We start from the raw sequence: 25,025 nt of genomic DNA, 5'->3' as shown, positions 1-25,025 counted from the left end.
GGCGCCTCAGCGCCCCTCGGTTTCGGCCGTGACCCGACCGTAGAACCGCGTCTCGGGGAACAGCGACCTGACGTCGGGGTCCGTGTCCACGAGCGCGTACTCGGTTCCATCGCGTTCGACGATCTCGGCGTCCGCGAGATGCTCGAGGTGGGCGTGCGCCTCGCCGGGGCCGTGGAGGATGTGGACCGCCGAGAGGTCGCCGAAGAGGTGTGCGGAGACGCTCCAGGTGTCGATCGGGCCGTGATCGCGGAGGACGTCGATGACGCGCTCGGTGCGCTCGCGGTGGTGTTCGAGGATCACCGCGGCCCGCCGACTCGGGTCCGCGATCGTGTCCCGATGGCCGGGATAGGCCACCGACCAGTCGCGGTCGATGACGCGAACGAGGCTGTTCACGTACTGGGCGAGCGCGTTCGTCATCCGAAGGTCCGCGCCGCCCACGTTCGGCGTGTACCGCGGCAGGATCGCGTCGCCGACGAAGGCGGCCTCGTCGCCGCCTCCGTCACGCGTCGTTTTCGTTCCGGACCCGGTCGCGTGATCGTCGATCTCCGACGTGTCGACGCCCGTTCGGTCGAACGCGAACGCGGCGAGCCCGGCGGCGTGGCCGGGCAGGTGCACCGCCTCCATCTCGGTCCCGTTGATCGTGAACCGGTCGCCGTCGGCGAACGGCGTGACGTCGGCGTCCACCTCGCGGAACGACTCGTTGACGTCGAGCACCTCCTCGAGCTCCTCGCGGGCCGCGTCGGGCATTCCCCACCGGTCGAAGACGTTCCGCCGCAGCTCCGGGTCGCTCGACGGCGGGCGTTCCGCGCCCGACACGAGCGGGGCGTCGGCCTCGTGGACGCGGACGACGCAGTCGCTCTCGCGCTGTATCACCCCGGCCAGACCGGCGTGGTCCTGGTGCCAATGGGTGAGCAGGACCTCGTCGACGTCCGTGAACTCGAGTCCGAACTCGGCGAGCCCGTCCGCCAGTTCCGATTCGACCGCCGGCGTTGCGATCCCCGTATCGACGAGGGCCGTCGTCTCCCCGTCGAGGACGTAGACGTCGTTGAGTCCCTCGAAGACGGCGTTCCCGAGCCTGATTCGCTTCACGTGGGTACCTGTGTCGTGGTCGGTTTTTAACGTTCCTCCTGCGGCCGAGGCTGCCGGCTCGTGGTCGCAGCGCCGTCGGCAGCCTCGCGATCGGCACTCGCGTTCGATCGTCGACATCGTCACCCTCAAGCGACGCCCCGCCCGACCGTGACGGTATATGCATTACCACGAGGCGGCGAACTTCCTGTTCGGCCTCCGCCGCTTCTCGGTTCGGCCCGGGACCGACTCGATCGAGGCGCTGCTCGACCACCTCGGGAACCCGGAGGACGAGCTCGAGTTCGTGCAGATCGCCGGGTCGAACGGGAAGGGAAGCACCGCTCGGATCGCCGAATCGGTCCTGCGGCAGGGCGACCGGACGGTCGGCCTGTACACCTCCCCACATCTCGAGGACCTCTCGGAGCGCGTCCGCGTCGACGGGCGCCCGATGAGCGACGACGCGATCGCCGCGTTCGTCGAGCGAACGCGTCCGTGGCTCGTCGATCGGGCCGCATCCGGCGATCCGCTCACCTTCTTCGAGGTGGTGACCGCGATGGCTATCCAGGAGTTCGCCCGCCGTGACGTCGACGTCGCGGTCCTCGAGGTCGGTCTCGGGGGCGAGTACGACGCCACGAGCGCCGTCGATCCGATCGCGGCCGCCATCACGAACGTCTCGCTCGAGCATACGGCGGTCCTCGGCGACTCGATCGAGGAGATCGCCCGAACCAAGGCCCGGATCGCGGGCGCTGGGACCCCGGTCGTCACGGCGTGCGGCGGGACCGCGCTGTCGGTCGTCAGGGAGGTCGTCGCGGACGTCGGCGGCGAGGTCCGGACGGTGGACGGGCCGACCGTCTCCGACCCCGATCCCGACCCGGACGTGACCGCCACCTACCACGGGCGGATGGAGACGCGGTCGGGGGGACGCAGCCCGACCGATTCCCGGATCGAGGTGACGGGGTCGGGTTGGGGGTACGATGCGCGTCTTCCGCTCGTCGGCGAGTATCAGGCCACCAACGCCGCGATCGCAGTCGCGCTCGCCCACGCGACCGTCGACCGGCTCACGGACGGTCGGAGTTCCGGGACCGCCGCTGACGGTCGGAGTTCCGGATCCGAACCGGAGACGGCAGCCGCCCCGATCCCGGATGCGGCAGTCACCGACGGGCTGGCCACGGCCACCTGGCCGGGACGGTTCGAGGTCCTCGGAACCGATCCCCTCGTCGTCCTCGATGGTGCCCATAACCCGGCCGCCTGCCGGACGCTGGCGGGAACGCTGGGGGAATACGACTACGACGAGCTCCACCTCGCGTTCGGGGCGATGCACGACAAGGACCACGCGGGGACGATCGCAGCCCTGCCGACGCCGTCGTCAGTCCACACCTGTGAGCCCGACCACCCGCGTGCGGAGGACCCCGACGTGCTGGCGGCGGCGTTCGACGACGCCGGGGTCGGGAACGTGACGGTCGAGCCCGCGGTGGCGGACGCGCTCGAGGCCGCGGTCGACCGCGCAGGCGCCGACGACTGCGTCCTTCTTGCCGGGTCGCTGTTTGCGGTTGCGGAGGGTCGCGCACGCTACACGCGGCGGGTCGTTCCGAAGCGGACCGACGACCTCGATGACGCCGAGACGCTGCTCGTGGACGCGGACGTGGCCGAGGCCGACCGCGACCGCGTCCGCGACGGGCTGGTCCACCGCGTCCTCCGGACGCAGCTCGACCCGACGCGAGCGGAGACGGTTCGCCGGGCGGCGCTCGAGGCCGACGTGGAGTGTGCGGTCTCGGGAGTCGGACCCGGCGGCGAATCGATCGAGGTCGTGCTCGGCGGAACCGTCGACCGGCTTCGCGAGCTTGCCGACGCGATCGACGGGAGGGACCACAACGGCGGTCACGAGGGCCTTCCCGGCCTCGCCGGGACCATCCGCGATCGGGCGGGTATCCCGGCGTTCGAGTCGGCGGAGGCGGGCGTGTCCCGAACCGACCAGGCGGACGCGGGCGGTGCCCACCGAACCGGCGATGCCGCCGATGTCGACTGGCCCTGGACCGATGGACCCACAGTGATGGGGATCCTCAACGTCACGCCGGACTCCTTTCACGACGGCGGACGCCACGGGGGGCTCGAGGACGCCGTCGCGGGCGCGCGGCGGATGATCGACGCCGGCGTGGGGGTCATCGACGTCGGCGGCGAGTCGACGCGGCCCGGCGCCGACCCGGTTCCGGTCGACGACGAGATCGATCGCGTGGTTCCAGCCGTCGAGGCGCTTCGGGAGCTGCCGGCCGTCGCGGACGGAGACGTCGCGATTTCGGTCGACACGCGCAAGCCGGCCGTCGCGGAGGCGGCGCTTGCGGCCGGCGCGGACGTCATCAACGACGTGACAGGACTCGAGGACCCCCGGATGCGGGAGGTCGTCGCCGAGGCCGGCTGTCCGGTCGTCGTGATGCACAGCCTCGATGCACCCGTCGATCCCGACACCACCGTCGAGTACGAGGACGTCGTCGACGACGTGATCGCCGCCCTCCGAGAGCGGATCCTGCGCGCCGAGGCGGCGGGGATCGACCGCGACAACGTGATCGTCGATCCGGGACTCGGGTTCGCCAAGTCCTCCGCCGAGGAGTTCGAGATCCTGTCGCGGGTCGAGGAGTTCGCCGCGCTCGACTGTCCGATCCTGATCGGCCACTCACACAAGTCGATGTTCGGGTCGCTCGGCTACGACGCCGACGACCGCGGGGCTGCGACGGTCGCCGGAACGGCGGTCGCGGTCGATCGTGGCGCCGACATCGTCCGCGTCCACGACGTGGCCCGGAACCGAGCCGCGGTCGACGTCGTCACGGCGGTGCACGACCCCGACGCCGTGGACGACTGAAGCGGTCGGTGGCAGCCGGGAGCAGTCGGAAACGGTCTCACCTCAGCGGAAACGGTCTCACCTCAGCGGACCGGTGGCGGCACGGCGACGCCGACAAGCGCAATCCCCAAATCCCCGGCCGCCGAACGCCGGCGTATGTATGAGGCGGTCCACGCGCATCCGGCGGGCGAGAGCACCGTCGCCCGATTCGCCGAGGCGGCAGCACGGCTCGGCTACTCGGGGCTGGTGGTCCGGACGCGGTCCGCCTCGAACGGGACGGACCTGGCGGCGGTCGGCGACGAGTACGGCATCGACGTCGTCGACGGTGCCGAGATCGACGCGGACGACCCCTCGGCAGCGAGCGGGTCGGTCGGGAACTTCCGACCCGACTTCACGGTGCTGTCGGTCCGGGGCGGGTCGAACGCGCTCAACCGGTTCGCGGTCGAGTCCGACCGCGTCGACGTGCTCTCGACGCCGATGGCCGACCGCGGGGACGTGAACCACGTGCTCGCGAAGGCCGCCGTCGACCACGGCGTGGCAATCGAGTTCGACCTCGGGCCGGTCCTCCGGGCGACCGGCGGACGCCGCGTTCAGGCGCTCGCGGGCCTCCGGAAGCTGCGGGAGATCGTCGACCACTACGGCGCGCCCTACGTCGTGAGCGCGACCGCGGAATCACACCTCGAGCTCCGTGCGCCACGGGAGCTGCGGGCGGTCGGCGAGGCCATCGGGTTCGATGCGGCCGCGATCGACGAGGGGCTCCGCGCGTGGCGGCGGATCGCCGAGCGGAACCGCCATCGGCTCTCGGAATCGTTCGTCGAGCCGGGCGTCCGGCGTGGTCGGTACGGTGACGACGCCGAACCCGTGGACGATGCCGGATCGGAGGTGGGGAAGTGAAGCATCTTCCAAAGCACCTCCGGCCGCGGTGGCGGTACCTCGGCGTCGGGATCGAGACGTGGCCCGACGCGACGATCGGCCGGCGGGACTTTCAGCGGGCGCTCTGGTACGCGGCAGGGAACCTCCTCGGGGACCCAGGAAGCGCGGACGCGGACCTGTCGGTGCTGTCGTTCACGTTCGACGAGACGACGGGCGAGGGGGAGGCGGTGGTCCGGATTCGACGCGGACACGTGTCGACTGCCCGGGCCGCGATCGCCTGCGTCTCGACGATCGAGGACCAGCAGGTCGGGATCCACGTTCGCGGGATTTCGGGGACGGTTCGAGCCTGTGAAGAAAGATATATGGGTCGGGCGGGCGGACCTGCGGAACAGAGAGACGTCGCGTTCGAGGGCGCCGACCGACCGGCCGTCGTCCGCGGTGACGCGGTCGACGTGTCCACGGGGTCGGGTCACGTCGGCGCGACGCGACTCGATCTCGAGTGATACCATATGCAGGGACAAGCCCAACAACAGGCGTACGACCGCGGCATCACGATCTTCTCGCCCGACGGTCGGCTCTACCAGGTCGAATACGCCCGCGAGGCCGTCAAGCGCGGCACCGCGAGCATCGGCGTCCGCGCCGCGGACGGCGTCGTCCTCGTCGCGGACAAGCGCGCTCGGTCGTCGCTGATGGAGCCGGCGAGCGTCGAGAAGATCCACAAGGCGGACGACCACGTCGGCGTCGCGTCGGCCGGCCACGTTGCCGACGCGCGCAAGCTCATCGACTTCGCCCGCCGCCAGGCCCAGGTGAACCGGCTGCGATACGGCGAGGCGATCGGCATCGAGACGCTGACCAAGGACATCACCGACCACATCCAGCAGTACACCCAGGTCGGCGGCGCGCGCCCGTTCGGCGTCGCGCTGGTCGTCGGCGGGATCGAGAACGGGGAGCCGCGTCTGTTCGAGACGGACCCGTCCGGAACCCCCTACGAGTGGAAGGCGCTCTCGGTCGGCTCGAACCGGACGGACATCCGTGAGTACCTCGAGGAGCACTACAGCGAGGACCTCTCGACCGACGAGGCGGTCGCCCTCGCGCTCGAGGCGCTGGCCGAGGTGAACGACGAGGGACTGCGCCCGGAGGGCGTCGGCGTCGGGACCGTGACGGTCGACGACGAGACGTTCCACGAGCGGTCGACCGCGGAGAAGGAGGCGATCCTCGAGGAACACGGGCTGCTCGCCGAGGACGAACCGGACGAGGACGACGCGGCCGACGCCGATGCGGCCGACGCCGATGCGGCCGACGCCGATGCGGCCGACGCCGATTCGGCCGAGGACGACGCGTCCGGGGACGCTGAGGAGTCCGGAGCGGACGCTGACGAGGAGTAGCGCGACCGCCACCGCGGCTCGATCCGGTTTTCATATATTCTCGCCACGCCGAACGGGGGTATGTCCGAGTCGGACCCCTACGAGGTGCTGATCGTCGGCGGCGGGATGGCGGGGCTGTCCGCGGCCACGTTCACCGCGCGCGCCGGTCTGGACACCGTCGTCGTCACCGCCGGCGAGTCGATCCTGAAGCGCAACGCGCACGTCGAGAACTACCTCGGCTTCCCCGCCGGGATCAACCCGCGACTGCTCCTCGAGATGGGACGGTCGCAGGCGACCCGCAACGGCGTCGACCTGCGTCGGGGGCGCGTGACGCGGCTAGAGGACGTTGCGGATCACGACGAAACCGATCGAACGAACCGTGGCGGGAGCGATCGTGACCCGCGGTTTCGCGCGGTGCTCGAGCGCGAGGAGGGGGCTGAAGACGACGACGGGGAGGCTCCCGAGGCACTGCTCGCCGAGCGCGCGATCGCGACCTCCTGGTCGGACACCTCCTATCTGGATCCGGTCGGCGCGGACCGTCGCGCCGCGGGGTCGAAGACGTACGTCGAGGACGACGGCCACGGCCGGACCTCGGTCGACGGGCTTTACGTGGCCGGACGGCTGGCGGAGCGGTACCACCAGGCGATCGTCGCGGCGGGCGACGGGGCCGAGACGGCGCTCACGCTGATCCACGACGCGGAGATCCCCTTTTACCACGACTGGGTCGCCCCGGAGGGGTACTTCACCGACCGCAACCGGGAGGTCCCGCCGGGGTGTGAGGAGGTTTCGGAGACGGAGCGCCGCGTCCGCGAGCGCGAGTCGCTCGCCGCGATGCGGGAGTATCTCGCCGAACCACACGGGGAGCGACAGCGGACGCACCCGAGCCTGGTCGACGACGATCTCGGACGACTGCCCGAGGAGTGAGGCGGTAGGATCCGGAAGTCGCGACGGCACGCCGCGACGTCGGCTACACTCGGTCGCGACCGAGCAGGAGGTACAACACGATCCCCAGCAGGGGCGCGAAGAAGATCACGATCGCCCACAGAAACGCGGGGTGGCTGCTGTTCCGTTGCGCGTCCGAATACGTCCAGACGATGAGCGCGACCTGGACGGCCAGCAGCAGCAGGCCGAACAGGAACACGAACGCCATCGCTCCGTCCTGGAGGAGAATGCTGGAGGGCATACGCCTGCGATGCGTCGCCGGACGGCCAAGTGTGTTTCGGCCGGCCGCCGACCCGGGACGGATGCGGCTCGACGGCGCTCCGACACGTTTCGGGAGAGTATTTAAGGGCCACGTCCGAACCGGCGACCAATGCTCTCGGGGGTCAACGTCGCGTTGGGCGTGACGGGCAGCATCGCGGCCGTGAAGACCGTCGAACTCGCCCACGAGCTCCGCCGCCGGGGCGCGTCCGTGCGCGCGGTGATGACGGATGCCGCTTCGAACATCGTCCATCCGTGGGCGCTCGAGTTCGCGACCGAGGCCGACGTCGTCACGGATATCACCGGCGAGGTCGAGCACGTCGCGCTCTGCGGCGTCGACGGTTGGGGGGACGTGCTGCTGATCGCGCCGGGGACAGCCAACACCGCCGGAAAGATGGCCGCGGCGATCGACGACACGCCGGTCACGACGTGCGCGACGACCGCGCTCGGGGCCGGCGTCCCGGTCGTGTTCGCGCCCGCGATGCACGAGCCGATGTACGACCACCCGGGCGTGCTCGCGGCGCTCGACACGCTGGAGTCCTGGGGCGTGCGCTTCGCCGACCCCCGGATCGAGGAGGGGAAGGCGAAGATCGCCACCGAGGAGACCATCCTCACGGAGGTCGCCCGCGCGACGACGCCCGACTCGCTGGCCGGCGCGCACGTCGTCGTCACCGCGGGCGCGACCAAGGAGTACATCGATCCCATTCGGATCCTGACCAACCGGTCCTCGGGCAAGACCGGGCGCGCGGTCGCGCGTGCCTGCTACATCAGGGGCGCGGACGTCACGCTCGTCCAGGACGGTCCGGAGGTGGGGTACGCGGACGTGGCCCCCGTCGAGACGGCCGACGAGATGCTGGCGGCGGTCACGGACGCCTGCGCGACCGCGGACGCGCTCGTGTCGGCCGCGGCGATCTCGGATTTCACCGCGGACGCGGTCGACGAGAAGATCCGATCCGGATCGCCGCTCTCGGTCGATCTGGAGCCGACCCCGAAGCTGATCGACGCCGTCCGAAGCGCCCATCCGGACCTGCCGATCGTCGGGTTCAAGGCCGAGACGTCCGGCGACGACGCGGCGATGGTGCGGGAAGCGAACCGGATCTACGACCGCGTCGGACTCTCGTTCGTCGTCGCCAACGACGCGAGCGTGATGGGCGCCGACGAGACGCGCGTGTTGCTCGTAGCCGGGGAGTCGGACCCCGACGACGTCGAGGAAGCTCGCGGGAGCAAGGACGTCGTCGCGGGGCGCGTCGCCGACCGGTTGGCGGACGTACTCCGGGCGTGAACCGTCGCCCGGCGGAGCCGCGACGATCGCCGATCGGTCGAGCGCGTCCTCGGAGGTTTGGCCAGATCTCGTTTCACGCCGCCGACCGAAGACTGACGAACCGGCGGTTTCGCTCGCTCGTCGCCGATCTCGTCTCTCCTGAATGACGTATTCGCCGTGGATATATTTGGGTAATATTCCGATATTGATCCACGAATGACCGAATATGACTCGAATCTGGGTGAAGCTATATAATTCTACGGCGAGACGAAACTCAACAAATGTGTGGGGTACAGTAAGTTTATTAATGATATGTACCATCGGTATAAATTAAGCATGGGAGAGACGTGTCATATGTCCGAGCCGGTCCGATCCGTTCCACGGCCACACCCCAAGGGGTCGGATCGGCGGATCCCGCGTCACCACGATCCGACCGCCCGTCCCTTCCGCCACGAGCCAGCCACCCGTCCCCTCCGCCACGAGCCAACCGTCCGTTCCCCGCCGAACGTTCAACTACGATGCCGGGGCGAGGACCTCGTGATGCTTGACCGACTGCACGATCACGCCACGACGGTCCGGTTCCCGACCACGGAGGACCGGTGATGGCTCCGCCCCATCCCTCCGAGGTCGACTGGACGGTGGTAAAGGCCATCATCGACGCACAGTCGCACACCAACACGAGCCTGGAGCGGTACCTCCTCGCCGTCACGCACGACGAGTTCGAGTTGAGCGAGGCCGAGATCGAGACCAGTCTCGAGGACGCGATCGACAACCACGCGCAGGCGATCGACGACCTCCGGACCGCCAAGGAGTACCTCGACCGCGAGGCCGACGGCGATCGATGAGCACCGGTTCCGACGGAGAGGACGGTTCGGAGCCGGCCGCGGCGATCGAGCCGGGGTCCGCCGTCCTCGTCCTCGACCGAACCACGGACGCGGCCGCCGCGCCCCCGTTCCCCGAGCGTCCGGTCGTGAATCCTGCCGACGCGGGCGTGCTGCTGGTCAGCCTGACGCGGTCGCCGCGTCGGTGTCTCGAGTCGTGGGACCGCCGTGTCGGCACGGACCCGGGCGACGGTGCGATCCTCTGTACCGGAGCGAACGCGACCGCGTTCGACGATTCCCGGTCGGCGTTCTCGGTCCTCGCGGTGAGCTCGCCCGGCGCGTTGACGCCGCTCGGGATCCGGATCACCGAGCGGGTCGACGCGTGGACCGACCGCGAGTACCCGGTCGACCTCCAGTTCGCCTCGATCACGACGCTGCTCCAGTACGTCGACGTCAAACGCGGCTACCGGTTCGTCAACCGGATCACCGGCCACTGTGCGGCCGCGAACGCGACCGCGCGATTCCACCTGGATCCGCGTGCACACGACGAGCAAACCGTGAACGCGTTCCTCGGACTGTTCGATACCGTGATCGAGCACTGCGACGACGGCGTTCGGGTCCGGTCGCGGTAGGCCGCCCGGAATCCATCAGTCAACGTTGCCAGTTGGGAGAGACATAATGACTGATACCCACGCATATGGGGACGACACTGATACGTCGATCCGGACCCGCAGCTATGTACGTGCTCGACGAAGAGGACGGTCTCGACCCCGAAGGATTCGTCATTCGCCCCGATCTGACGATCGCGAGCCATAAACGCACGACGACGGAACAGGATGCCGCGCGACGGGGGATTCGAACGGCGTTCCGGCCGGTCGACCGTTCGAGTGGGAATCCACGGGACAATTCGAGAGATCAGCCACTGGTTGGTTAGACAAGGTTCAACCGTACTGAAATATCCCAATGATCTCTTCTTAATTTAGTTATAACTCGCACGCGAATCAATAAGGACTATATATTTGCACGAGTTATACCGCCCTAATGCGGTTGACCGTTCCGACCGACTTCGAGATCCTCGATGCCCTCATCGACGGTCGGCGGAACAACGCGGCGAATCTCGCGTACGTTCTCGACCGAAACCGGTCGTACATCAACACCCGACTTCCGGTATTGGCGGATTACGACCTCCTCGACCGCGTCGGCCCGGCCCCGAACAGCGGGCTCTACGTGATCACCGAGAAGGGCTGTATCGTCGCCCAAAACAGGGACGCATACGAGCGTGGCGACGTCGACTTCGACGAGCTGATCGAACGGAAACTCCGAGAGGAGTAACGGGCGCAAGTCGTGGTTCCGCCGGAACGAGCGTATCGTGGTTCGAGGATCGGTACGCCGATTCGGTTCCTCCCGGCTCGCTCCGTGCGAGAGGGTGTCGGCGAGCGGCGACCCGCCCCGAAGATAAGAACTGTTTTGAGGAGTCCGTGCCACTCCCCGAACGAGAACCCTGTATGTCGTCCACACCAGTCGTAACTACGGTCCCCGGAGGTGGTCCCGGTGGCTAACGGCCGGGTCGTCGTCCCGATCGAGGACACTGCCACGCTGCGGTCGACTGTCGCCCACGTCGTCGCGGCCGCCGCCGACGGCGACGTCTCGGCGATCCACTTCGTCTACCTCGCCTCCTGGCGCGAGGACGATCCGCGGATCGACGACCGTCGGCGGACTGCGCGGACGCTGCTCGAGGAGGTGGCGGACTGGGCGCGCTACGACCTCGACGACGCCGACGTACCGGAGGGAACCGTCGCCGTCGAGACCGCGCTGATCGCGGAGGACGTCTACCTGTTCGGCCCGAGCCAGTATGCCGACCGCCTCCACGAGTACGCCGACGAACACGGGATCGAAACGGTCGTGCTCGACCCCGAATACACCCCCGTCGGCAACACGACGCTCCTCCAGCCGATGGAGTTCGAGCTTGCATCCTCCCCGCTCGAGGTCCGGGAGGCACCCGTGGACCGCCCGTCGCGCGGCGAGCGACTCGTCTCGGAGATCACCGGGCCGAGATTCGCGACCGTCTTCGGCGGGTCGCTGTTGTTCTACCTGGTGTTGGGCGATCCGACCTATCCCTTCGATCTCGTCACCGGCGTCGCGACCGCGCTCGTGGTGGCCATCTCGCTGTCGCAGGTGAGCCTGGACCACGATCCGACGCTGCGGGACTCCCCGCTCCGGCTGGTTCGCGGGCTGATCTACGTGCCGTTCCTGCTGCTGGAGATCCTCAAATCGAACGTCGTCGTGGCCCGGGTCATCCTGTCGCCGTCGCTACCGATCGAGCCGACGATGACGCGGATGCGCGTGCTCGTGGGGTCGGGACTGCCGGTCACGACGCTTGCCAACTCGATCACGCTGACGCCGGGTACGCTGACGGTCCGAGCGCGCGACGCGGATCTCTACGTCCACACGCTGATCCCGTGGGCCCGCGAGGGACTTTTCGACGGCGGGCTCGAGCGGTGGACCCGTTTCGTCTTCTACGGCCGGGAGGCCGCCCGTATGCCCACGCCCCGGGAGCGCGACGACTGCGCGGTCCTGCAGGGGCCGGACGCCGACGAACCGATGCCGTTCGCGACCACCGACGGCGGCCGTGAGCCCCCCGCGAACGGGACTGATCACGACGAGGACGGTGACCACCGATGAGCATCGCCGACGTCGTGATCGCGGGCGGCTATACGGTTGGCGACGTGCTGCTTGCCGGCGCGGCGGGATTCGTCGTCCTCGCGCTCGGTATGCTCTACCGCGCGGTGGTCGGCCCGACGATGCAGGACCGCGTGCTCGCGGTGAACGTCCTCGGGACGAACACGGTCGTCATCCTGGCGCTGCTTGGCGCCGCGCTCGACGAGCCGACGTTCCTCGACATCGCGATCGTCTACGCGCTGTTGAACTTCCTGATGGCGATCGCCGTCTCGAAGTTCACGGTCGAACGTGGGGGGGTCCTCTGATGGCCCTCGACGCGCTCGACCCCGTCACGGCGGCACGCGTGGGCCTGATCCTCGTGCTCCTTGCGGGGGCGTTGTTCTTCACGTTCGTCTCGATGACGGGCGTGATCCGGCTTCCGGACGTCTACGCGCGTGCCCACACCGCCTCGCAGGCGGACACGCTCGGCGCCGGCTTCGGTCTGGCCGCGGTCGCGCTCACGCTCGGCTGGCAGGGAGCGTCGGTGAAGACGGCCATCCTGCTGTTCTTCATCTTCGTGACCAACCCGACCGCCGCCCACGCGGTCGCACGGGCGGCCTTCGAGGACGGGAACGTGCCGTGGACCGAGGGGGACGAGCGCCGATGAGCGCCGCGGTGACCGCGATCGAGGCGACGCTGTTCGTCTTCGTGATCGCCACGGCCGTCGTGACCGCGCTCGCCCGCGACGTGCTCTCGTCGATCATCGTCTTCGGGGCCTACAGCCTCGGGATGGCGGCGCTGTACACGTTCTACCGGGCACCCGACGTGGCGTTGACCGAGGCGGCGATCTCGGCCGGCGTCACGACCGTGCTCCTGCTGCTCACGATCGCGAAGACCTCGCGAATGGACCACGAGGCCGTCTTCGAGCGCGTGAATCCCACCGCGGCGCTGGCCGTTGGTGGATTGTGCGTCGTGATGCTCGCAACGGTCACGCAGATGCCGGCCGTCGGGGACCCGAGCGCGCCCGTCTACTCGAATCCGGACGTCACCGGCTACTACCTCGAGAACACCTACGCGGACACCGGCGTCGGCAACACGGTGATGGCGGTGTTGGCCTCCTACCGTGGGTTCGACACCTTCGGCGAGGCCGTCGTCGTCTTCGGGGCCGGGATCGCGACGATGCTCGTGCTCCACCGGGAGGTGTTCTCGTGAGCGATCCGACTGACGCCGGCGACGGCGAACGCGACCCTGACGTCGTCGACGACGTCGCCACCACCGCTGAGCCGGGCGACGACGCCGCCAACGGCGCTGCGCCGGGCGACGACGCTGCCGGATCGGACGCCACGACCGACCGACCGCCGATCCAACCGACCTACTCGGGACACGACGCCCGGCCGCATCTCTCGGCGATCCAGCGCCAGCAGACGCCCTACACGGAGAGCCAGGTGATCATGTCGACCGTGAAGGTCGTGGCGCCGTTCGCGCTCACCTACGGGCTGTTCGTCACCTTCCACGGGGCGGGCTCGCCCGGCGGCGGGTTCCAGGGCGGTGCGATCGCCGCCGCCGTCGTGTTGATGATCGCCTTCGCGTTCGGGATCGACGCCACCCGCGAGTGGTTCACGAACGTCGTCGTCGTCGGCCTCGCGGTCGGCGGCGTGCTCGTCTTCGGCGGGATCGGCCTCGTCGGGCTCGCCCGCGGCGGGACCTTCCTCGAGTACGCCCGGCTGCCGATCCCGCATCCGGTGAAGTACGGAATGGAGGGCGTGGAGATCCTCGGCATCGCGCCGATCGTCGCCGGGGTTCTCGTCGGCCTGTTCTTCCTGTTGGCGGCCGGCTTCGACGACCGGGCCGGCGCGGGGACGGAGACCGAGATCGCTGACGCAACCACCGACGACGGAGCTGACGCCGACACGACCACGGAGGCCGACCGATGACCGACCACCTACCGATCCAACTCGCACTCGACGTGCTGGCGACGCGCCACGCCTACGCGGTGTTCACCGTGCTGTTGTGCATCGGACTGTACATGATGATCGCCAACCCGCACCTCGTGAAGAAGATCATCGGGCTCAATCTGTTCCAGACCGCGATCTTCCTGTTCTTCATCGCCTCCGCGTACGTCCACGGCGGCTCGATACCGATCGTCGAGAGCGGCGGCGCGCCGGAGGCGACCCTCGTGAGCCCGCTCCCGCAGGTGATCGTCCTGACCGCCATCGTCGTGGGCGTGAGCCTCACCGCGGTGGGGCTCGCGCTCTGTGTCCGTATTTACACGGAGTACGGGACCCTTCGAACCGACGCGCTCCGGGAGGCGATGGCCGAGGAGGACGATCTGCCGGCGGCCGGTGGCGACTCCCCGAGCGCTGGTGGCGGCTCCCCGAGCGCTGGTGGCGGCTCCCCAGGTGGTGAGCGCGCGTGAGCGACCTGCTACTTCCACTTGCGATCGTCGTCCCGATCCTCGCGGCGACGCTTCCGCTGCTGCTCGGACGGCGATACGACCGGATCGGCTGGCCGATCGCGGCAGCGACGGCCGTCTCGCTGGTCGGCATAGCCGCCTGGATCGCTCGGACGGTCTTCGTGGTCGGGGCGCCGACCGAGTACGGGATCGTCCACGAGCTGGGCGGCTGGCAGCGCCCCTACGGCATCGAACTCGTCGCCGATGAGCTGTCGGCCGCGCTCGTGGTCCTCGTCGCGCTCGTCGCGGCCGGTACGCTCGTCCTCTCGCGCGTGATCGGGCCGCGCGGGAACGCCTTCTACTCCGGGTACCTGCTGCTGACCGGCGGGTTGATGGGGATCACCCTCACCGGCGACCTCTTCAACCTCTTCGTCTTCCTGGAGATCGTCGGGTTGACCACCTACGCGCTCGTCGCGGCCGATCGGTCGGGCGCCAGCGCGTACGCGTCGATCAAGTATCTGATCGTGGGAACGGTCGGCGCCTCGCTGTATCTGATCGGCGTCGGCTACACCTTCCTCGCGACGGGGTCGCTGAACATGATCGACCTCCAGTCCGCGATCGCGGGGGTCGGATACGGCGACCCCCTGATCCGGGCGGGCTACGCGTTCATCGTCGTCGGCCTCTCGCTGAAGATCGCCGTCTTCCCGCTGCACGTCTGGCAGCCGGACGCCTACCAGCGCGCGCCGGACGCGGTGACGGCGTTCATCGCGGCGCTGGTTTCCACGTCGGCGGCGTACGCGCTGTTGCGCATCACCTACACCGTCTTCACGGTCGAGTTCCTCGCGGCGAACGACGCGATCACGAACGCGATGCTGCTGGCCGCCGGGGTCTCGATCCTCGTCGGTTCGGCGCTGGCGGCGATGCAGTCCGACCTCAAGCGGCTGTTCGCCTACTCGTCGGTCGCGCAGTTCGGGATGATCGTCGCCGCGATCGCGCTCGCCAACGAGACGGCGCTGCTGGGCGGCATCGTCCACCTGCTCGGCCACGGCCTGCTCAAGTTCGGGCTGTTCCTGGCCGTCGCCCTGCTCGCGTACGGCTACGGCGCGCGGCGCGTCGCCGACCTCGCGAGCCTCGCGCGGCGGGCGCCGTACCTCTCGGGGGCGTTCGTCGTCCTCGGGCTCGCGCTCGTCGGCATCCCGCCCTCGGTCGGGCTCCTCGGCAAGTGGTACATCGCGCTCGGTGCGGTGCGGGCCGCCGGGAGCGGCGATCCCGCCGGACTGGGGATCGCGGCCGTGATGCTCGCGAGCACCCTGTTCACGCTGGCGTACGTCGCCCGGGTCATCGAGCAACTGTACTTCGCCGGCGCCGATCCCGGTCCCGGCGACGCCGGGTCGTCGGCTTCCGTCGCGGACGCCCCGACCCAACCGAACGCGTCGACGCAGTCGGACGCCCCGGCCCAGCCGGACGGCGGTCACACGGGAGCGCGTGACGTCCCGACCGGCGCGTTCGTCGTCCTCGTTGTCGTCACGTTGGCCGCGGTCGGGCTCGGATTCGCTGGCTTCGCCGCCGCCGATCTCTTCGAACCGTTCCTCGGGAGGATGATCTGAATGACCGAAGTCGACTCACTGCGACCGTTGTTCGTCGTTCTCGTATCGTTCGTTGCCAGCGGGGCTATCGTCGCGTCCCACCGCCGGCCGAACCTCCGCGAGGGGTGGACGCTGTTGGCCGCCCTCGCGAAGTTCGGCGCCGTGGTCTCGCTGCTGCCCGGCGTGTTCGCCGGGACCGTCTACGTCACCGAGGTCGTGACCTTCCTGCCGTACGTCGAATTCACCCTGCGGGCGGACCCGCTGGGAATGTTGTTCGCGGTGCTGGCCAGCGGGCTGTGGATCATCACGTCGCTGTACAGCATCGGGTATATGCGCGGGCTGGGCGAGCCCAACCAGACCCGGTACTTCGCGGCCTTCGCAGTCTCGCTGTCGACGACGATGGGGATCGCCTTCGCGGGCAACCTGGTCACCATCTTCGTCTTCTACGAGCTGCTGTCGGTCGCGACCTACCCGCTCGTCGCCCACGACGAGACGCCCGAGGCGCGGTCGGCGGGCCGGAAGTACCTCGCGTACACGATGTTCGGGGGCGGCGTGCTCGTGCTCGCCGGCACCGTGCTGGTCTACTGGCTCACCGGCCTCGTGGGAGAGCCGACCGTCGCCTTCTCTGCGGGCGGGATCGACGCGATCGCGACCGCGGCGAACAGCGATCCCCTAATGGCGAAGATCGCCTTCGTCCTGCTCGGGGTCGGGTTCGCGGTGAAGGCCGGCCTGATGCCGCTGCACCAGTGGCTGCCGGAGGCGATGGTCGCGCCGACGCCGGTGTCGGGGCTGTTGCACGCGGTGGCCGTCGTCAAGTCCGGCGCGTTCGGCGTCTCGCGGGTCGTCCTCGACGTCTTCGGCCCCGAGGTCGTCTTCGACCTCGGCGTCGGCGTCTGGCTGTCGGTGATGGCCGCGATCACGCTCACCGCCGCCAGCATCATCGCCATGCGGAAGGACCACCTCAAACAGCGGCTCGCCTACTCGACGGTGAGCCAGCTCAGCTACATCCTGCTCGGACTCGGGTTGTTCGGCTGGCACGGGCTCGTTGGCGCGCTGTTGCACATCCCCGCACACGCCTTCATGAAGCTCACCCTGTTCTTCTGTGCGGGCTGCATCCACGTCGAGACCCACACCGACTACATCTCGGAGATGGCCGGCATCGGCAAACGGATGCCGGTGACGATGGTCGCGTTCACGGTGGCGGCCGCCGGGATGGCAGGCATCCCGCTCGTCGCCGGGTTCGTGAGCAAGTTCTATATGTTGGTCGGGGGAGTCGCCATGGGCGCGGCGACGCCGGTCGGCTACTACCTCGCCGGCGCGCTGCTGCTGTCGGGCGTGCTCAACATCGCGTACTTCTGGCCGGTCGTTTACACCGCCTTCTTCGAGGCGGAGGATGCCCACGACGCCAAGCCGCTCGTCGAGTTCCCGCTCGGCGGCCGGACGGCGGCCACGATCGAGGCCGTCAGAACCGACGGCGGCGACCGCGACGAGCGGACCGGCGACGTCGACCCGGACGCGAGCACCACCTCGGAACCGGACGGCGAGACGCCGATCCCGGACGCCGAGGGCGACGACGTGGCGGAGGGAGACGAGCGCGACGAGAACGACGCTGCCGACGAGACGGAGGACGTCGAACCGGACGACGGCGTCGTGAGACCCGACTTCGCGCCCGGGGATCGTGACTTCTCGGAGCCCGCCGAACGCGTGGACACGGGGGACTACGCGGTCGATATGAACCCTTCCGACACGGACGTTCGGTTCTCCCCGGAAAGCGGTTCCGCCGACCACGCAGGTGAAAGAGACGGGAGCGGCCACGTTGACGAGGTCAGCACGCACGACCACGACGGACACGATGACGACGGACGCGATGACTACGACGGACACGATGACGACGGACGCGATGACTACGACGGACGCGATGACCACGCACACGACGACCACGCTCACCACGGCGGCCCGCCGCCGGGTGGCTGGACGTCGATCCGGGGTGCGTCGGCCCTGCTGGGTCGTGAGACGACGTGGTTCATGCTCGCGCCGATCCTGGCCGCGATGACGCTTGCGGTCCTGCTCGGCGTGATCCCGAGCGAGATGGCGTTTCTCGATCTGATCGAGCTCATCGTCGAAACGCGTCTCGAGGGCGCGGGGGTGGGCCGATGACTGCCGGAACCGCCGGAACCGCCGGTGTTGCGCTCGTCACCGACGTTACCGGCGGGATCGCCCTGACGACGATCCCGCCCTACCTGCTCGTGGCGATCGCCGCTGTTCTGGCGGTCGTGTTGCCGCGGCGCCTTGGCCACCTGCTCGGAGCGGCCGCGACCGCGTTCGTGTTCGTGCAGGCGGCGAGTTTCGACCCGGCGATGTACGGGCCACACCTGGCGTCGACGTTCCTCGGGTTCGACGTCGTCTTCTTCAACGTCGACGACTTCTCTCGGCTGATGGGCGTCGTCGTCGGGTTCCTCGCGACGGCGGCGGTGATCTACGCCTACGGCAGCGACGCGCCGCGATGGATGACCGGGCTCGCGCTGATCTACGTCGCGTCGACGGTCGCGACGATCTACGCCGGGGACTGGCTCACGTTGATCGTCTTCTGGGAGCTGATGGCGGTCACCTCGACGCTGCTCGTCTGGCATCACGGCGGGGCGGCGGTCCGTGCCGGCTTCCGGTACGCCATCTTCCACGGCATCGGCGGGACGGTGCTGCTCGGCGCGGTCGTCGTCCACTTCGGTGCCGTCGAGAGCTTCCTGTTCACGGCCGAGACCGGGATCCACGACTCCGCGGCGCTGCTCGCGGCGATCGGGATCGGCATCAACTGCGGGTTCATCGGCCTGCACACCTGGCTGCCGGACACCTACCCGCGCCCCCACGTCGCCGCGTCGGTGTTCCTCTCGGTGTTTACGACCAAGACGGCCGTCTACGTGCTCTACCGGGCGTTCCCCGAGGGCGGGATGTGGATGGCCTACCTCGGCGGCGCGATGGCGGTCTACGGCGCCTTCTTCGCGCTGTTGCAGTACGACCCGCGGCGGCTCCTCTCGTATCACATCCAGGCGCAGGTCGGGTACATGCTCGCGGGGATCGGCCTGGCGGGCTACGTCGGCGAGAAGGCGCTGGCCGGCGGGTTCGCCCACCTGCTCAACAACGTCCTCTACAAGAGCCTGCTGTTCATGGCCGTCGGCGTGATCATCTATCGGACCGGAACGGAGGACATCCGCGAGATGGGCGGGCTCTGGCGAAAGACCCCGATCGCGTTCGTGATCTATCTGGTCGGTGCCGCGTCGATCACGGCCGTCCCCGGCTTCAACGGCTTCGTCTCGAAGGGGATGGTGATCGACTCCGCTCACGAGATCCACCGGTTCACGATCGCTCTCGACGGCGGGCTGCTCTGGTGGCTGCTCATCCTCGGTGGGGTCGGGACGTTCATGTCCTTCATCAAGCTCGGCTACTACACGTTCTTCCACGGGAGCGCCTCGAGCTCGCCGCGCGACGCGACGCCGTTCCAGACGGTCGGCATGACGCTTGCCGCCGGCGCCTGCATCTATCTCGGCGTTTCCTACGAGACGCTGCTCGGACTGATGCCCCACACCGAGTACCTGCTCGCTGAGCTACATCCCTACAGCACCGGCCACCTGACCGAATCCGCCGCGCTGTTGACCGCCGGCTTCGTCGGCTTCTTCGCGCTCAAGCGTCCCCTCGCGTGGCTCGCCCACCGGATGCGCGACGTCGACGCGGTCACCTACCCGGCGTTCTTCTACGCCGGTCGCGGACTCGTCATCGGGGTAACAGAGTCGTGGGCGGCCGTCGACCGGCTCACGATGCGTCTCGTGGCCGCCATCGAGTGGGTCGCGATGAACCCGCGGTCCGCCGCCCGTCGGGTCGGGATCGACGCGGAGCTGCGCAGCGGGATCGGTCGCGGCGTCCTCATCATCACGCTCGTGGCGGCCGGCACGGTGCTGATCGGACTCGTCTGGTAGGCCGGTTCGGGGTCGGTGGGCCGCGGTCCGGCGCGGACGGCGGTCGGCGCCGGGCGCCGTCGTCGTCTTTTTATCGGTCTCGCCCGTGGTCGCAACCGTGACGGAGCGCCGCCCACGGACCGACGACACCAGCGCCGGCCGGTCGGATTCCGGGAGTTCAACCGCCGACCGATCGGATTCCGGCCGATCGGGGAACGTGGACCCGTGGAATCGCCGGATGCGATTGGCGGTCGGCCTGTTCCTCGTCGGAGTCCTCGCCGACGTGGCGACGACGTACGTGGCGATCACCTTCGGACCGTTCGTCGAGGGATCGCCGGTCGGTCGGGTCCTCATCGATCGTTACGGGCTCGTTCGCGGGATGATCGCGACGAAGCTGGCCGGGATGGTGCTCATCGCGCTGCCGGTCGCGATCGCGAAGCGGAACCGAACCGTCGTGCTGGCCGTGATGTTCGGCGGCGTCGGCGCCCTCTCGCTGCTTGCGGCCGTCCACAACCTCGCCAGGATCCTCGGGGCGGTATGACGGCTTCGGCCGGCCGATCACCTCACAGCTCGATCCGCTCGACGAGCCGGTCCCCGTCGTCGCTCTTCGTGTTGATCGCGACGATCCGGACCAGATCCTCGAGCATCGAGCCACGGAGCTTCTCCTTCAGCAGGGAGTCGACCTGGTAGACGCCGGCGGCGCTGTTCATCGTGATCTCCACCTCGACGGGCTCCTCGTCGCCGGTCGTCAGCCGAACGCGTTCGATCGCCCGCGAGGAGATGGTGTTGATCCCGCGCCCGCCCTTCTCATAGGGGATCCGCGACCGACCGCGCTCCATGTCGAGCCCGTCGGCGATCCGGATGACGCCGGCTTCCCGGGTGAGCGGCGTCTCCTCGGTGTGGTGACAGAGGATCGCGTGGAGCACCTCGGCTTTGACCCGGACCGCGGTCGCCGTGTCGTACCACTCCGGAAGGAACCGGTCGAGGAGATCCGCCGCAAGCGGGATCGAGTAGTAGGAGTGGTCATCGCGATGGACGACGTGGCCGATGTCGTGGAGCGTGGCCGCCAACGCGATCACGACCGGCTCGTCCGACTCCTCGAGGCCCTGTTCGCTCGCGCCGTTGAATTCGACGCCGGCCCGTTTGAGCAGGTCATACAGCCGCAGCGCGCGGTCCCTGACGATCTCGATGTGTTTGGTCCCGTGGTCGTTGTACCCCTTCCGAGTGACCGCGTTGACGTTTTGCGCCTCGAGGTACGCCCCGATCTCCGGGTCGGACTCGACCGTCTCGAGCACCTCGTTCACCCGCCCGTCCGGAAATGCGTGGTCGGCCGTCGGGTCGTACTCCCGTCGCGACTCGTCGACGTCGGTCTTGACGCTCCGGGTCGTGGGATCGCCGTCGTCGATGTCCATCGTTCGATGCTGAGGGGCGACCGTCTTAAAAGCCATCCGCCATCGTGGACGCCACCTCGAACCGCCTCACTGAGCGGGGTCGCCGAGGCGTGGGGGCGGCGCGTGGGGGCGGCGCGTGGCGGTGACTCCGGCGCGGATCGAATACGGTGTTTGGTATCGACATACGCGGTAATTATACGCACTGGTAGTATCAAAGGTTATCTATAATATTTATAAATGATCATCGTAAATCATTAATAATAGCTCGCGAACCGTTTCGGTGATGTCGGACCCCGACTACGAGGCGATCGCCTGGTCGTTCGACGAGGACGCCGGCGTTGGACGGATCGAACTCGATCGCCCGGACGCGATGAACGCGATCGACGGACGAATGCAACGGGAACTCATCGAGGGATTCCGGCGGTTTCGACGGCTCGAGGAGGACCGGACGGGCGTGGCCGTCCGCGCGATCGTCGTCTCGGGCGCCGGCGACCGGGCGTTCAGCACCGGCCTCGACGTCGGCGAGATGCAGTCGATCACCGACTACGGCGAGAAGAAGCGGATCCCGGACGGGTTCCACGAGATGGCGGAGACGATCGAGCGGTGCGAGCCGCCGGTGATCGCGCGGATCGACGGACTCTGTCTCGGCGGCGGCTTGGAGATCGCGCTCGCGTCCGACTTCCGACTCGCCAGCGAGCGGAGCTCGTTCGGCCAGCCCGAGGTCAACTTCGGTGTCCTTCCGGGCGGGGGCGGGGCACAGCGGCTATCGATGATCGTCGGCGTCAGCCGCGCGAAGGAGCTGTGTATGACCGGCGAACGGATCGACGCCCAGCAGGCCGCGGCGGAGGGGATCGTCGATCACGTTCACCCGGCCGCGGAACTTGCGGAGGCGGTCGAATCGTTCGTCGACTCGATCGTCGACAAGCCGCCGCTCGCGGTGCGAACGATCAAGGAGGCCGCCGACCGCACCCGCGAGGTCGGCTTCGAGGAGGCCCTCCAGTACGGCAACCGGGCGTGGCTGTCGCTCTCGCAGACGCGCGATTACGACCGGGCGGTCGAGGCGTTCGGTACCGATGCCGACGTCGAGTGGGAGGGACGGTAACCCCGATGCTCGAGGCCTTCGAGGACGCGCTCGACTTCTCGGATCGCGTCGTCTGCGTCACGGGCGCCGGGCAGGGAATCGGGGAGGCCGTGGCGGCGGCGTTCGCCGATGCGGGCGCCGCGGTCGTCGTCGCGGACGTCGACGTCGACGCCGCCGAGACGACCGCCGAGCGGATCGGATCGGAGTACGGTACCGAGACGCTCCCGGTCGAGGTGGACGTCACGGAGTACGACGAGACACTGGCGCTGGTCGAGACCGCCGTCGCGGAGCTCGGCGGCCTGGACGTCCTCGTCAACAACGCGGGGGTCGCGGGGGCCCAGCGGTTCCGCGAGTCCGACCCCGAGGACTGGGACCGAAAGATCGGCGTCTCCCTGTTCGGAACGTTGAATTGCACTCACGCCGCGTTGCCGGAGCTCGTCGACCGGTCGGGCGTCGTCATCAACTACGCGAGCTCCTCCTACCGCGGCAACGACCCCGGGCTCGCGGTCTACGGCGCCGCGAAGGCGGCCAACCGGTCGTTCACCAAGACTCTCGCCAGGGAGGTCGGCGGTGACGGCGTCCGCGTGAACTGCGTCTGTCCCGGCACCGTCCACACCCCGGCAACCGAGGCGTTCGTCGAGCAGTACGCGGACGAGCTGCTGGACGCGTACGCGCTCGACCGGATCGGCGAGCCGGATGACGTCGCGTCCGCGGTCGTCTTCCTGGCGAGCGACGCCGCCGAGTGGATCACCGGCGAGACGCTCCACGTTGACGGCGGATATCTCCGTCGCTGAGGGACCGCCGCTCGGCCACCCGCCTGCACGGTCCGAGGCCGTCAGTTTCTCGGGGATCGTTCTCGATATCGCCGGTAGACGGCGTTCAGACGGCGTTCAGACGGCGTTCCGTGGCCATCCCGGCGCCGTGTCACGGCCCGAAAGGCAAAAGGCATATAATAATAACCGGGCTACTCCGAGGTGAGATGGTACCTTCGATCCCACTGTTCGGCCCGCTTCCCGTCGGTCCCGAACTCCTCATCATCCTGCTCGTCCTCGTGCTGCTGTTCGGCGCGAACAAGATCCCGAAGCTCGCCCGCTCGACCGGCCAGGCGATGGGCGAGTTCAAGAAGGGGCGCGAGGAGATCGAGGAGGAGCTCCAGGAGATGCAGGGCGATGAGGACGAGGAGGATGAGACGACGACCGCCGGCTCGACGGGCGCGGACGCGTCCGCCGACGAGACGAGCACCGACTCGACGTCCTCGGACGCGACCGACGAGGACGACGCGACCGAGACCGAAACCGAATCGTCGTCGAAATAACCGCGACCGACCGCGCCCAACCGACGCATCGCCGACGACCGGGCCGACGATCGACGACCGTTTCTCGTGGACGCGTGGCCTAGCGGATAGGGCGAGAGGTTCCTAACCTCTCGATCGCGGGTTCGAATCCCGCCGCGTCCGCTCGTTCACTGCGTTCACTCGCGGCCGCGGCGTAGTCCCGCTCGCTCACGTCGTTCGCTCGCGGGACTCCCGCCGCGTCCTCCCACTGGTTCATCCATACGTTCGCTCGCGGGACTCCAGCCGCGTCCGCCCACTGGTTCAGCTATGCGTTCGTTTGTGGGACCACAATCGAATCCTCTCCTCGCGTATCCAGCGGATGCCATCCCAACTGGCGAGGACGGTCGGGTTCGCTCAACGACGCCCTCGTGAACGACTTTCCCGTAAATATTATTTAAATATGCCTCCGGCCGGCGGATGGCGGCATCCGGGTTCGGCACGCGTCGACGTCGCGGATCGCGTCCGGCGCGAGCATCCCTTACTCCCCGAGCCGGCGGAACGACCGGTTCGCGAGGGCGACCGCGACGACGCCGATCGCGACGGTCACGACCGGCAGCACGAGGCCGGGATCGTATCGAAGTGGGGGATGGAACCCGAGTCCGTAATCGAGGACGTCGTTACACACCGAGAGCCCCAACGCGAGTCCCAGCGCCCCGCGGGTGGTTCGACCGATCGCGGGCAGCAGGAGTGCCAGCGCGACGAACAGCAGATGCGTGACCAGGATCCCCCAGTATGACGCCAGCGCGTCCGGGGACCCGAGGTAGAGCCCGGCGTGGACGTTCAACGCGGCCAGCGGCCAGAGCCCGTATTTGACGAGCCACACGAACGCGAGCGTCTGCAGGTACGCGAGCGGCCGATTGGTCGGCGTCTCGCGTGCCGGGCGGCCCGACCCGACGGTCGGAAGGAGCGCGGCGAGCGCGAGCAGCACGAGCGCCAGCGCGGTCGGCGAATCCGCGTACAGCGGCCACAGCAGCGTCGGCACCGCGGGCATCGTCGCGACGTAGAACCGACCCCCAACGAGCACGCCGAGCGCGCAGATCCCGATCGTCGCCAGGAGGCTCCCCGCGTCGCCGAGGAACTCCTCGGCGGCCCGGTCGCGGATCCGGCGCCGGACCGTCGGGTCGCGGAGCGCGGCGAGGAGGGTGTGGTCCGATCGACTCACACTCCCGCTCCGGCGTCCCGGTGGAAAAAGCTCGCGGGACCCCGAAGTCGGACGCGCC

Annotated in this window: 26 protein-coding genes and 1 tRNA gene; 23 read left to right on the top strand and 4 right to left on the bottom strand. The window is 68.8% G+C overall.

Annotated features, from left to right (window positions below):
- Positions 1–6: 6 nt before the first annotated feature.
- Complete coding sequence (locus CPZ00_RS12785) at positions 7–1,089, bottom strand: MBL fold metallo-hydrolase (protein ID WP_096391229.1); 1,083 nt, start codon at positions 1,087–1,089, stop codon at positions 7–9.
- Between the two features lie 157 nt (positions 1,090–1,246).
- On the opposite strand from CPZ00_RS12785, the gene folP reads away from it, so the two are divergent.
- The 5 genes from folP to CPZ00_RS12760 all read left to right on the top strand — a co-directional run bounded on the left by folP (position 1,247) and on the right by CPZ00_RS12760 (position 7,059).
- Positions 1,247–3,919 carry a dihydropteroate synthase gene (gene folP / locus CPZ00_RS12780; RefSeq protein WP_096391228.1) on the top strand — a complete coding sequence of 891 codons (2,673 nt, stop codon included), beginning with the start codon at positions 1,247–1,249 and terminating at the stop codon, positions 3,917–3,919.
- A gap of 135 nt (positions 3,920–4,054) precedes the next feature.
- A complete protein-coding gene (locus CPZ00_RS12775) occupies positions 4,055–4,792 on the top strand; it encodes an RNase P subunit p30 family protein (protein ID WP_096391227.1) in 738 nt (245 codons plus the stop codon).
- The gene (locus CPZ00_RS12770) at positions 4,789–5,274 is read left to right on the top strand and encodes an Rpp14/Pop5 family protein (RefSeq protein ID WP_096391226.1); all 486 of its coding nucleotides are present in this window, start codon (positions 4,789–4,791) and stop codon (positions 5,272–5,274) included. The genes CPZ00_RS12775 and CPZ00_RS12770 overlap by 4 nt, the downstream gene beginning before the upstream one ends.
- A gap of 6 nt (positions 5,275–5,280) precedes the next feature.
- Positions 5,281–6,156 (top strand): archaeal proteasome endopeptidase complex subunit alpha, encoded by an 876-nt coding sequence (gene psmA, locus CPZ00_RS12765; RefSeq protein WP_096391225.1) that lies wholly within the window; start codon positions 5,281–5,283, stop codon positions 6,154–6,156.
- A 60-nt stretch (positions 6,157–6,216) separates the two neighbouring features.
- On the top strand, positions 6,217–7,059 hold the full coding sequence (locus tag CPZ00_RS12760) for an FAD-binding protein (RefSeq protein WP_096391224.1): 843 nt from the start codon (positions 6,217–6,219) through the stop codon (positions 7,057–7,059).
- A gap of 43 nt (positions 7,060–7,102) precedes the next feature.
- On the opposite strand, the gene CPZ00_RS12755 is transcribed toward CPZ00_RS12760, so the two are convergent.
- Entirely contained in the window at positions 7,103–7,318 is a 216-nt protein-coding gene (locus tag CPZ00_RS12755) for a PLDc N-terminal domain-containing protein (protein ID WP_096391223.1), read from the bottom strand.
- Positions 7,319–7,447: 129 nt separating this feature from the next.
- Between CPZ00_RS12755 and coaBC the strand changes: the two genes are divergently transcribed.
- The 14 genes from coaBC to CPZ00_RS12675 all read left to right on the top strand — a co-directional run bounded on the left by coaBC (position 7,448) and on the right by CPZ00_RS12675 (position 20,541).
- Complete coding sequence (gene coaBC / locus CPZ00_RS12750) at positions 7,448–8,617, top strand: bifunctional phosphopantothenoylcysteine decarboxylase/phosphopantothenate--cysteine ligase CoaBC (protein ID WP_096391222.1); 1,170 nt, start codon at positions 7,448–7,450, stop codon at positions 8,615–8,617.
- 581 nt (positions 8,618–9,198) lie between these two features.
- Positions 9,199–9,441, top strand: a complete 243-nt coding sequence (locus CPZ00_RS12740) for a hypothetical protein (protein ID WP_096391220.1) — start codon at positions 9,199–9,201, stop codon at positions 9,439–9,441.
- Complete coding sequence (locus CPZ00_RS12735) at positions 9,438–10,049, top strand: DUF7504 family protein (protein WP_096391219.1); 612 nt, start codon at positions 9,438–9,440, stop codon at positions 10,047–10,049. Before CPZ00_RS12740 ends, CPZ00_RS12735 begins: the two co-directional genes overlap by 4 nt.
- A gap of 409 nt (positions 10,050–10,458) precedes the next feature.
- Positions 10,459–10,749 carry a phage repressor protein gene (locus CPZ00_RS12725; RefSeq protein ID WP_096391217.1) on the top strand — a complete coding sequence of 97 codons (291 nt, stop codon included), beginning with the start codon at positions 10,459–10,461 and terminating at the stop codon, positions 10,747–10,749.
- 219 nt (positions 10,750–10,968) lie between these two features.
- Positions 10,969–12,099, top strand: a complete 1,131-nt coding sequence (locus tag CPZ00_RS12720) for a monovalent cation/H+ antiporter subunit E (protein WP_233255092.1) — start codon at positions 10,969–10,971, stop codon at positions 12,097–12,099.
- Positions 12,096–12,401 (top strand): cation:proton antiporter, encoded by a 306-nt coding sequence (locus tag CPZ00_RS12715; protein ID WP_096391215.1) that lies wholly within the window; start codon positions 12,096–12,098, stop codon positions 12,399–12,401. Before CPZ00_RS12720 ends, CPZ00_RS12715 begins: the two co-directional genes overlap by 4 nt.
- Positions 12,401–12,742, top strand: coding sequence for a monovalent cation/H(+) antiporter subunit G (gene mnhG / locus CPZ00_RS12710; protein ID WP_096391214.1), 342 nt, complete (start codon positions 12,401–12,403; stop codon positions 12,740–12,742). The genes CPZ00_RS12715 and mnhG overlap by 1 nt, the downstream gene beginning before the upstream one ends.
- A complete protein-coding gene (locus CPZ00_RS12705) occupies positions 12,739–13,287 on the top strand; it encodes a DUF4040 domain-containing protein (RefSeq protein WP_096391213.1) in 549 nt (182 codons plus the stop codon). The genes mnhG and CPZ00_RS12705 overlap by 4 nt, the downstream gene beginning before the upstream one ends.
- On the top strand, positions 13,284–14,009 hold the full coding sequence (locus CPZ00_RS12700) for an MnhB domain-containing protein (RefSeq protein WP_394338421.1): 726 nt from the start codon (positions 13,284–13,286) through the stop codon (positions 14,007–14,009). The genes CPZ00_RS12705 and CPZ00_RS12700 overlap by 4 nt, the downstream gene beginning before the upstream one ends.
- On the top strand, positions 14,006–14,491 hold the full coding sequence (locus CPZ00_RS12695) for a cation:proton antiporter subunit C (RefSeq protein WP_096391212.1): 486 nt from the start codon (positions 14,006–14,008) through the stop codon (positions 14,489–14,491). Before CPZ00_RS12700 ends, CPZ00_RS12695 begins: the two co-directional genes overlap by 4 nt.
- The gene (locus CPZ00_RS12690; protein ID WP_096391211.1) at positions 14,488–16,074 is read left to right on the top strand and encodes a proton-conducting transporter transmembrane domain-containing protein; all 1,587 of its coding nucleotides are present in this window, start codon (positions 14,488–14,490) and stop codon (positions 16,072–16,074) included. Before CPZ00_RS12695 ends, CPZ00_RS12690 begins: the two co-directional genes overlap by 4 nt.
- Positions 16,075–18,210 (top strand): proton-conducting transporter transmembrane domain-containing protein, encoded by a 2,136-nt coding sequence (locus CPZ00_RS12685; RefSeq protein ID WP_096391210.1) that lies wholly within the window; start codon positions 16,075–16,077, stop codon positions 18,208–18,210.
- Positions 18,207–20,021: a Na(+)/H(+) antiporter subunit D gene (locus CPZ00_RS12680; RefSeq protein ID WP_096391209.1), complete on the top strand. Its 1,815-nt coding sequence runs from the start codon at positions 18,207–18,209 to the stop codon at positions 20,019–20,021. Before CPZ00_RS12685 ends, CPZ00_RS12680 begins: the two co-directional genes overlap by 4 nt.
- A gap of 97 nt (positions 20,022–20,118) precedes the next feature.
- A complete protein-coding gene (locus tag CPZ00_RS12675) occupies positions 20,119–20,541 on the top strand; it encodes a hypothetical protein (protein WP_233255091.1) in 423 nt (140 codons plus the stop codon).
- Positions 20,542–20,563: 22 nt separating this feature from the next.
- Here the strand turns inward: CPZ00_RS12675 and CPZ00_RS12670 are convergent, their stop codons facing one another.
- Entirely contained in the window at positions 20,564–21,412 is an 849-nt protein-coding gene (locus tag CPZ00_RS12670) for an HD domain-containing protein (RefSeq protein ID WP_233255090.1), read from the bottom strand.
- Positions 21,413–21,674: 262 nt separating this feature from the next.
- On the opposite strand from CPZ00_RS12670, the gene CPZ00_RS12665 reads away from it, so the two are divergent.
- The 4 genes from CPZ00_RS12665 (at position 21,675) to CPZ00_RS12650 (ending at position 23,928) form a co-directional block, all read left to right on the top strand.
- Complete coding sequence (locus tag CPZ00_RS12665) at positions 21,675–22,493, top strand: enoyl-CoA hydratase/isomerase family protein (RefSeq protein ID WP_096391207.1); 819 nt, start codon at positions 21,675–21,677, stop codon at positions 22,491–22,493.
- A gap of 5 nt (positions 22,494–22,498) precedes the next feature.
- On the top strand, positions 22,499–23,266 hold the full coding sequence (locus CPZ00_RS12660; RefSeq protein ID WP_096391206.1) for an SDR family NAD(P)-dependent oxidoreductase: 768 nt from the start codon (positions 22,499–22,501) through the stop codon (positions 23,264–23,266).
- A gap of 185 nt (positions 23,267–23,451) precedes the next feature.
- Complete coding sequence (locus CPZ00_RS12655; protein ID WP_096391205.1) at positions 23,452–23,787, top strand: Sec-independent protein translocase subunit TatA/TatB; 336 nt, start codon at positions 23,452–23,454, stop codon at positions 23,785–23,787.
- Between the two features lie 68 nt (positions 23,788–23,855).
- Positions 23,856–23,928: transfer RNA gene (locus tag CPZ00_RS12650), tRNA-Arg, on the top strand.
- Between the two features lie 355 nt (positions 23,929–24,283).
- On the opposite strand, the gene CPZ00_RS12645 is transcribed toward CPZ00_RS12650, so the two are convergent.
- Positions 24,284–24,967, bottom strand: coding sequence for a DUF1405 domain-containing protein (locus CPZ00_RS12645; RefSeq protein ID WP_096391204.1), 684 nt, complete (start codon positions 24,965–24,967; stop codon positions 24,284–24,286).
- Between the last annotated feature and the right edge of the window lie 58 nt (positions 24,968–25,025).

Origin of the sequence: Halopenitus persicus (genome assembly GCF_002355635.1) — an archaeon.
Lineage (GTDB): Archaea > Halobacteriota > Halobacteria > Halobacteriales > Haloferacaceae > Halopenitus > Halopenitus persicus_A.
Note: the sequence above shows the minus strand (reverse complement) of the source record. Positions and strands in the feature narration are given on the sequence as shown.

Excerpts from the sequence above, each read along its gene's own strand:
- CPZ00_RS12695 (WP_096391212.1), top strand. The coding sequence starts at position 14,006 with ATGACCGACCACCTACCGATCCAACTCGCACTCGACGTGCTGGCGACG.
- CPZ00_RS12655 (WP_096391205.1), top strand. The coding sequence starts at position 23,452 with ATGGTACCTTCGATCCCACTGTTCGGCCCGCTTCCCGTCGGTCCCGAA.
- folP (WP_096391228.1), top strand. The coding sequence starts at position 1,247 with ATGCATTACCACGAGGCGGCGAACTTCCTGTTCGGCCTCCGCCGCTTC.
- CPZ00_RS12775 (WP_096391227.1), top strand. The coding sequence starts at position 4,055 with ATGTATGAGGCGGTCCACGCGCATCCGGCGGGCGAGAGCACCGTCGCC.
- CPZ00_RS12735 (WP_096391219.1), top strand. The coding sequence starts at position 9,438 with ATGAGCACCGGTTCCGACGGAGAGGACGGTTCGGAGCCGGCCGCGGCG.
- CPZ00_RS12740 (WP_096391220.1), top strand. The coding sequence starts at position 9,199 with ATGGCTCCGCCCCATCCCTCCGAGGTCGACTGGACGGTGGTAAAGGCC.
- CPZ00_RS12715 (WP_096391215.1), top strand. The coding sequence starts at position 12,096 with ATGAGCATCGCCGACGTCGTGATCGCGGGCGGCTATACGGTTGGCGAC.
- CPZ00_RS12725 (WP_096391217.1), top strand. The coding sequence starts at position 10,459 with ATGCGGTTGACCGTTCCGACCGACTTCGAGATCCTCGATGCCCTCATC.
- CPZ00_RS12665 (WP_096391207.1), top strand. The coding sequence starts at position 21,675 with ATGTCGGACCCCGACTACGAGGCGATCGCCTGGTCGTTCGACGAGGAC.
- CPZ00_RS12760 (WP_096391224.1), top strand. The coding sequence starts at position 6,217 with ATGTCCGAGTCGGACCCCTACGAGGTGCTGATCGTCGGCGGCGGGATG.
- CPZ00_RS12685 (WP_096391210.1), top strand. The coding sequence starts at position 16,075 with ATGACCGAAGTCGACTCACTGCGACCGTTGTTCGTCGTTCTCGTATCG.
- psmA (WP_096391225.1), top strand. The coding sequence starts at position 5,281 with ATGCAGGGACAAGCCCAACAACAGGCGTACGACCGCGGCATCACGATC.
- mnhG (WP_096391214.1), top strand. The coding sequence starts at position 12,401 with ATGGCCCTCGACGCGCTCGACCCCGTCACGGCGGCACGCGTGGGCCTG.
- CPZ00_RS12670 (WP_233255090.1), bottom strand. The coding sequence starts at position 21,412 with ATGGACATCGACGACGGCGATCCCACGACCCGGAGCGTCAAGACCGAC.
- coaBC (WP_096391222.1), top strand. The coding sequence starts at position 7,448 with ATGCTCTCGGGGGTCAACGTCGCGTTGGGCGTGACGGGCAGCATCGCG.
- CPZ00_RS12705 (WP_096391213.1), top strand. The coding sequence starts at position 12,739 with ATGAGCGCCGCGGTGACCGCGATCGAGGCGACGCTGTTCGTCTTCGTG.
- CPZ00_RS12680 (WP_096391209.1), top strand. The coding sequence starts at position 18,207 with ATGACTGCCGGAACCGCCGGAACCGCCGGTGTTGCGCTCGTCACCGAC.
- CPZ00_RS12660 (WP_096391206.1), top strand. The coding sequence starts at position 22,499 with ATGCTCGAGGCCTTCGAGGACGCGCTCGACTTCTCGGATCGCGTCGTC.
- CPZ00_RS12755 (WP_096391223.1), bottom strand. The coding sequence starts at position 7,318 with ATGCCCTCCAGCATTCTCCTCCAGGACGGAGCGATGGCGTTCGTGTTC.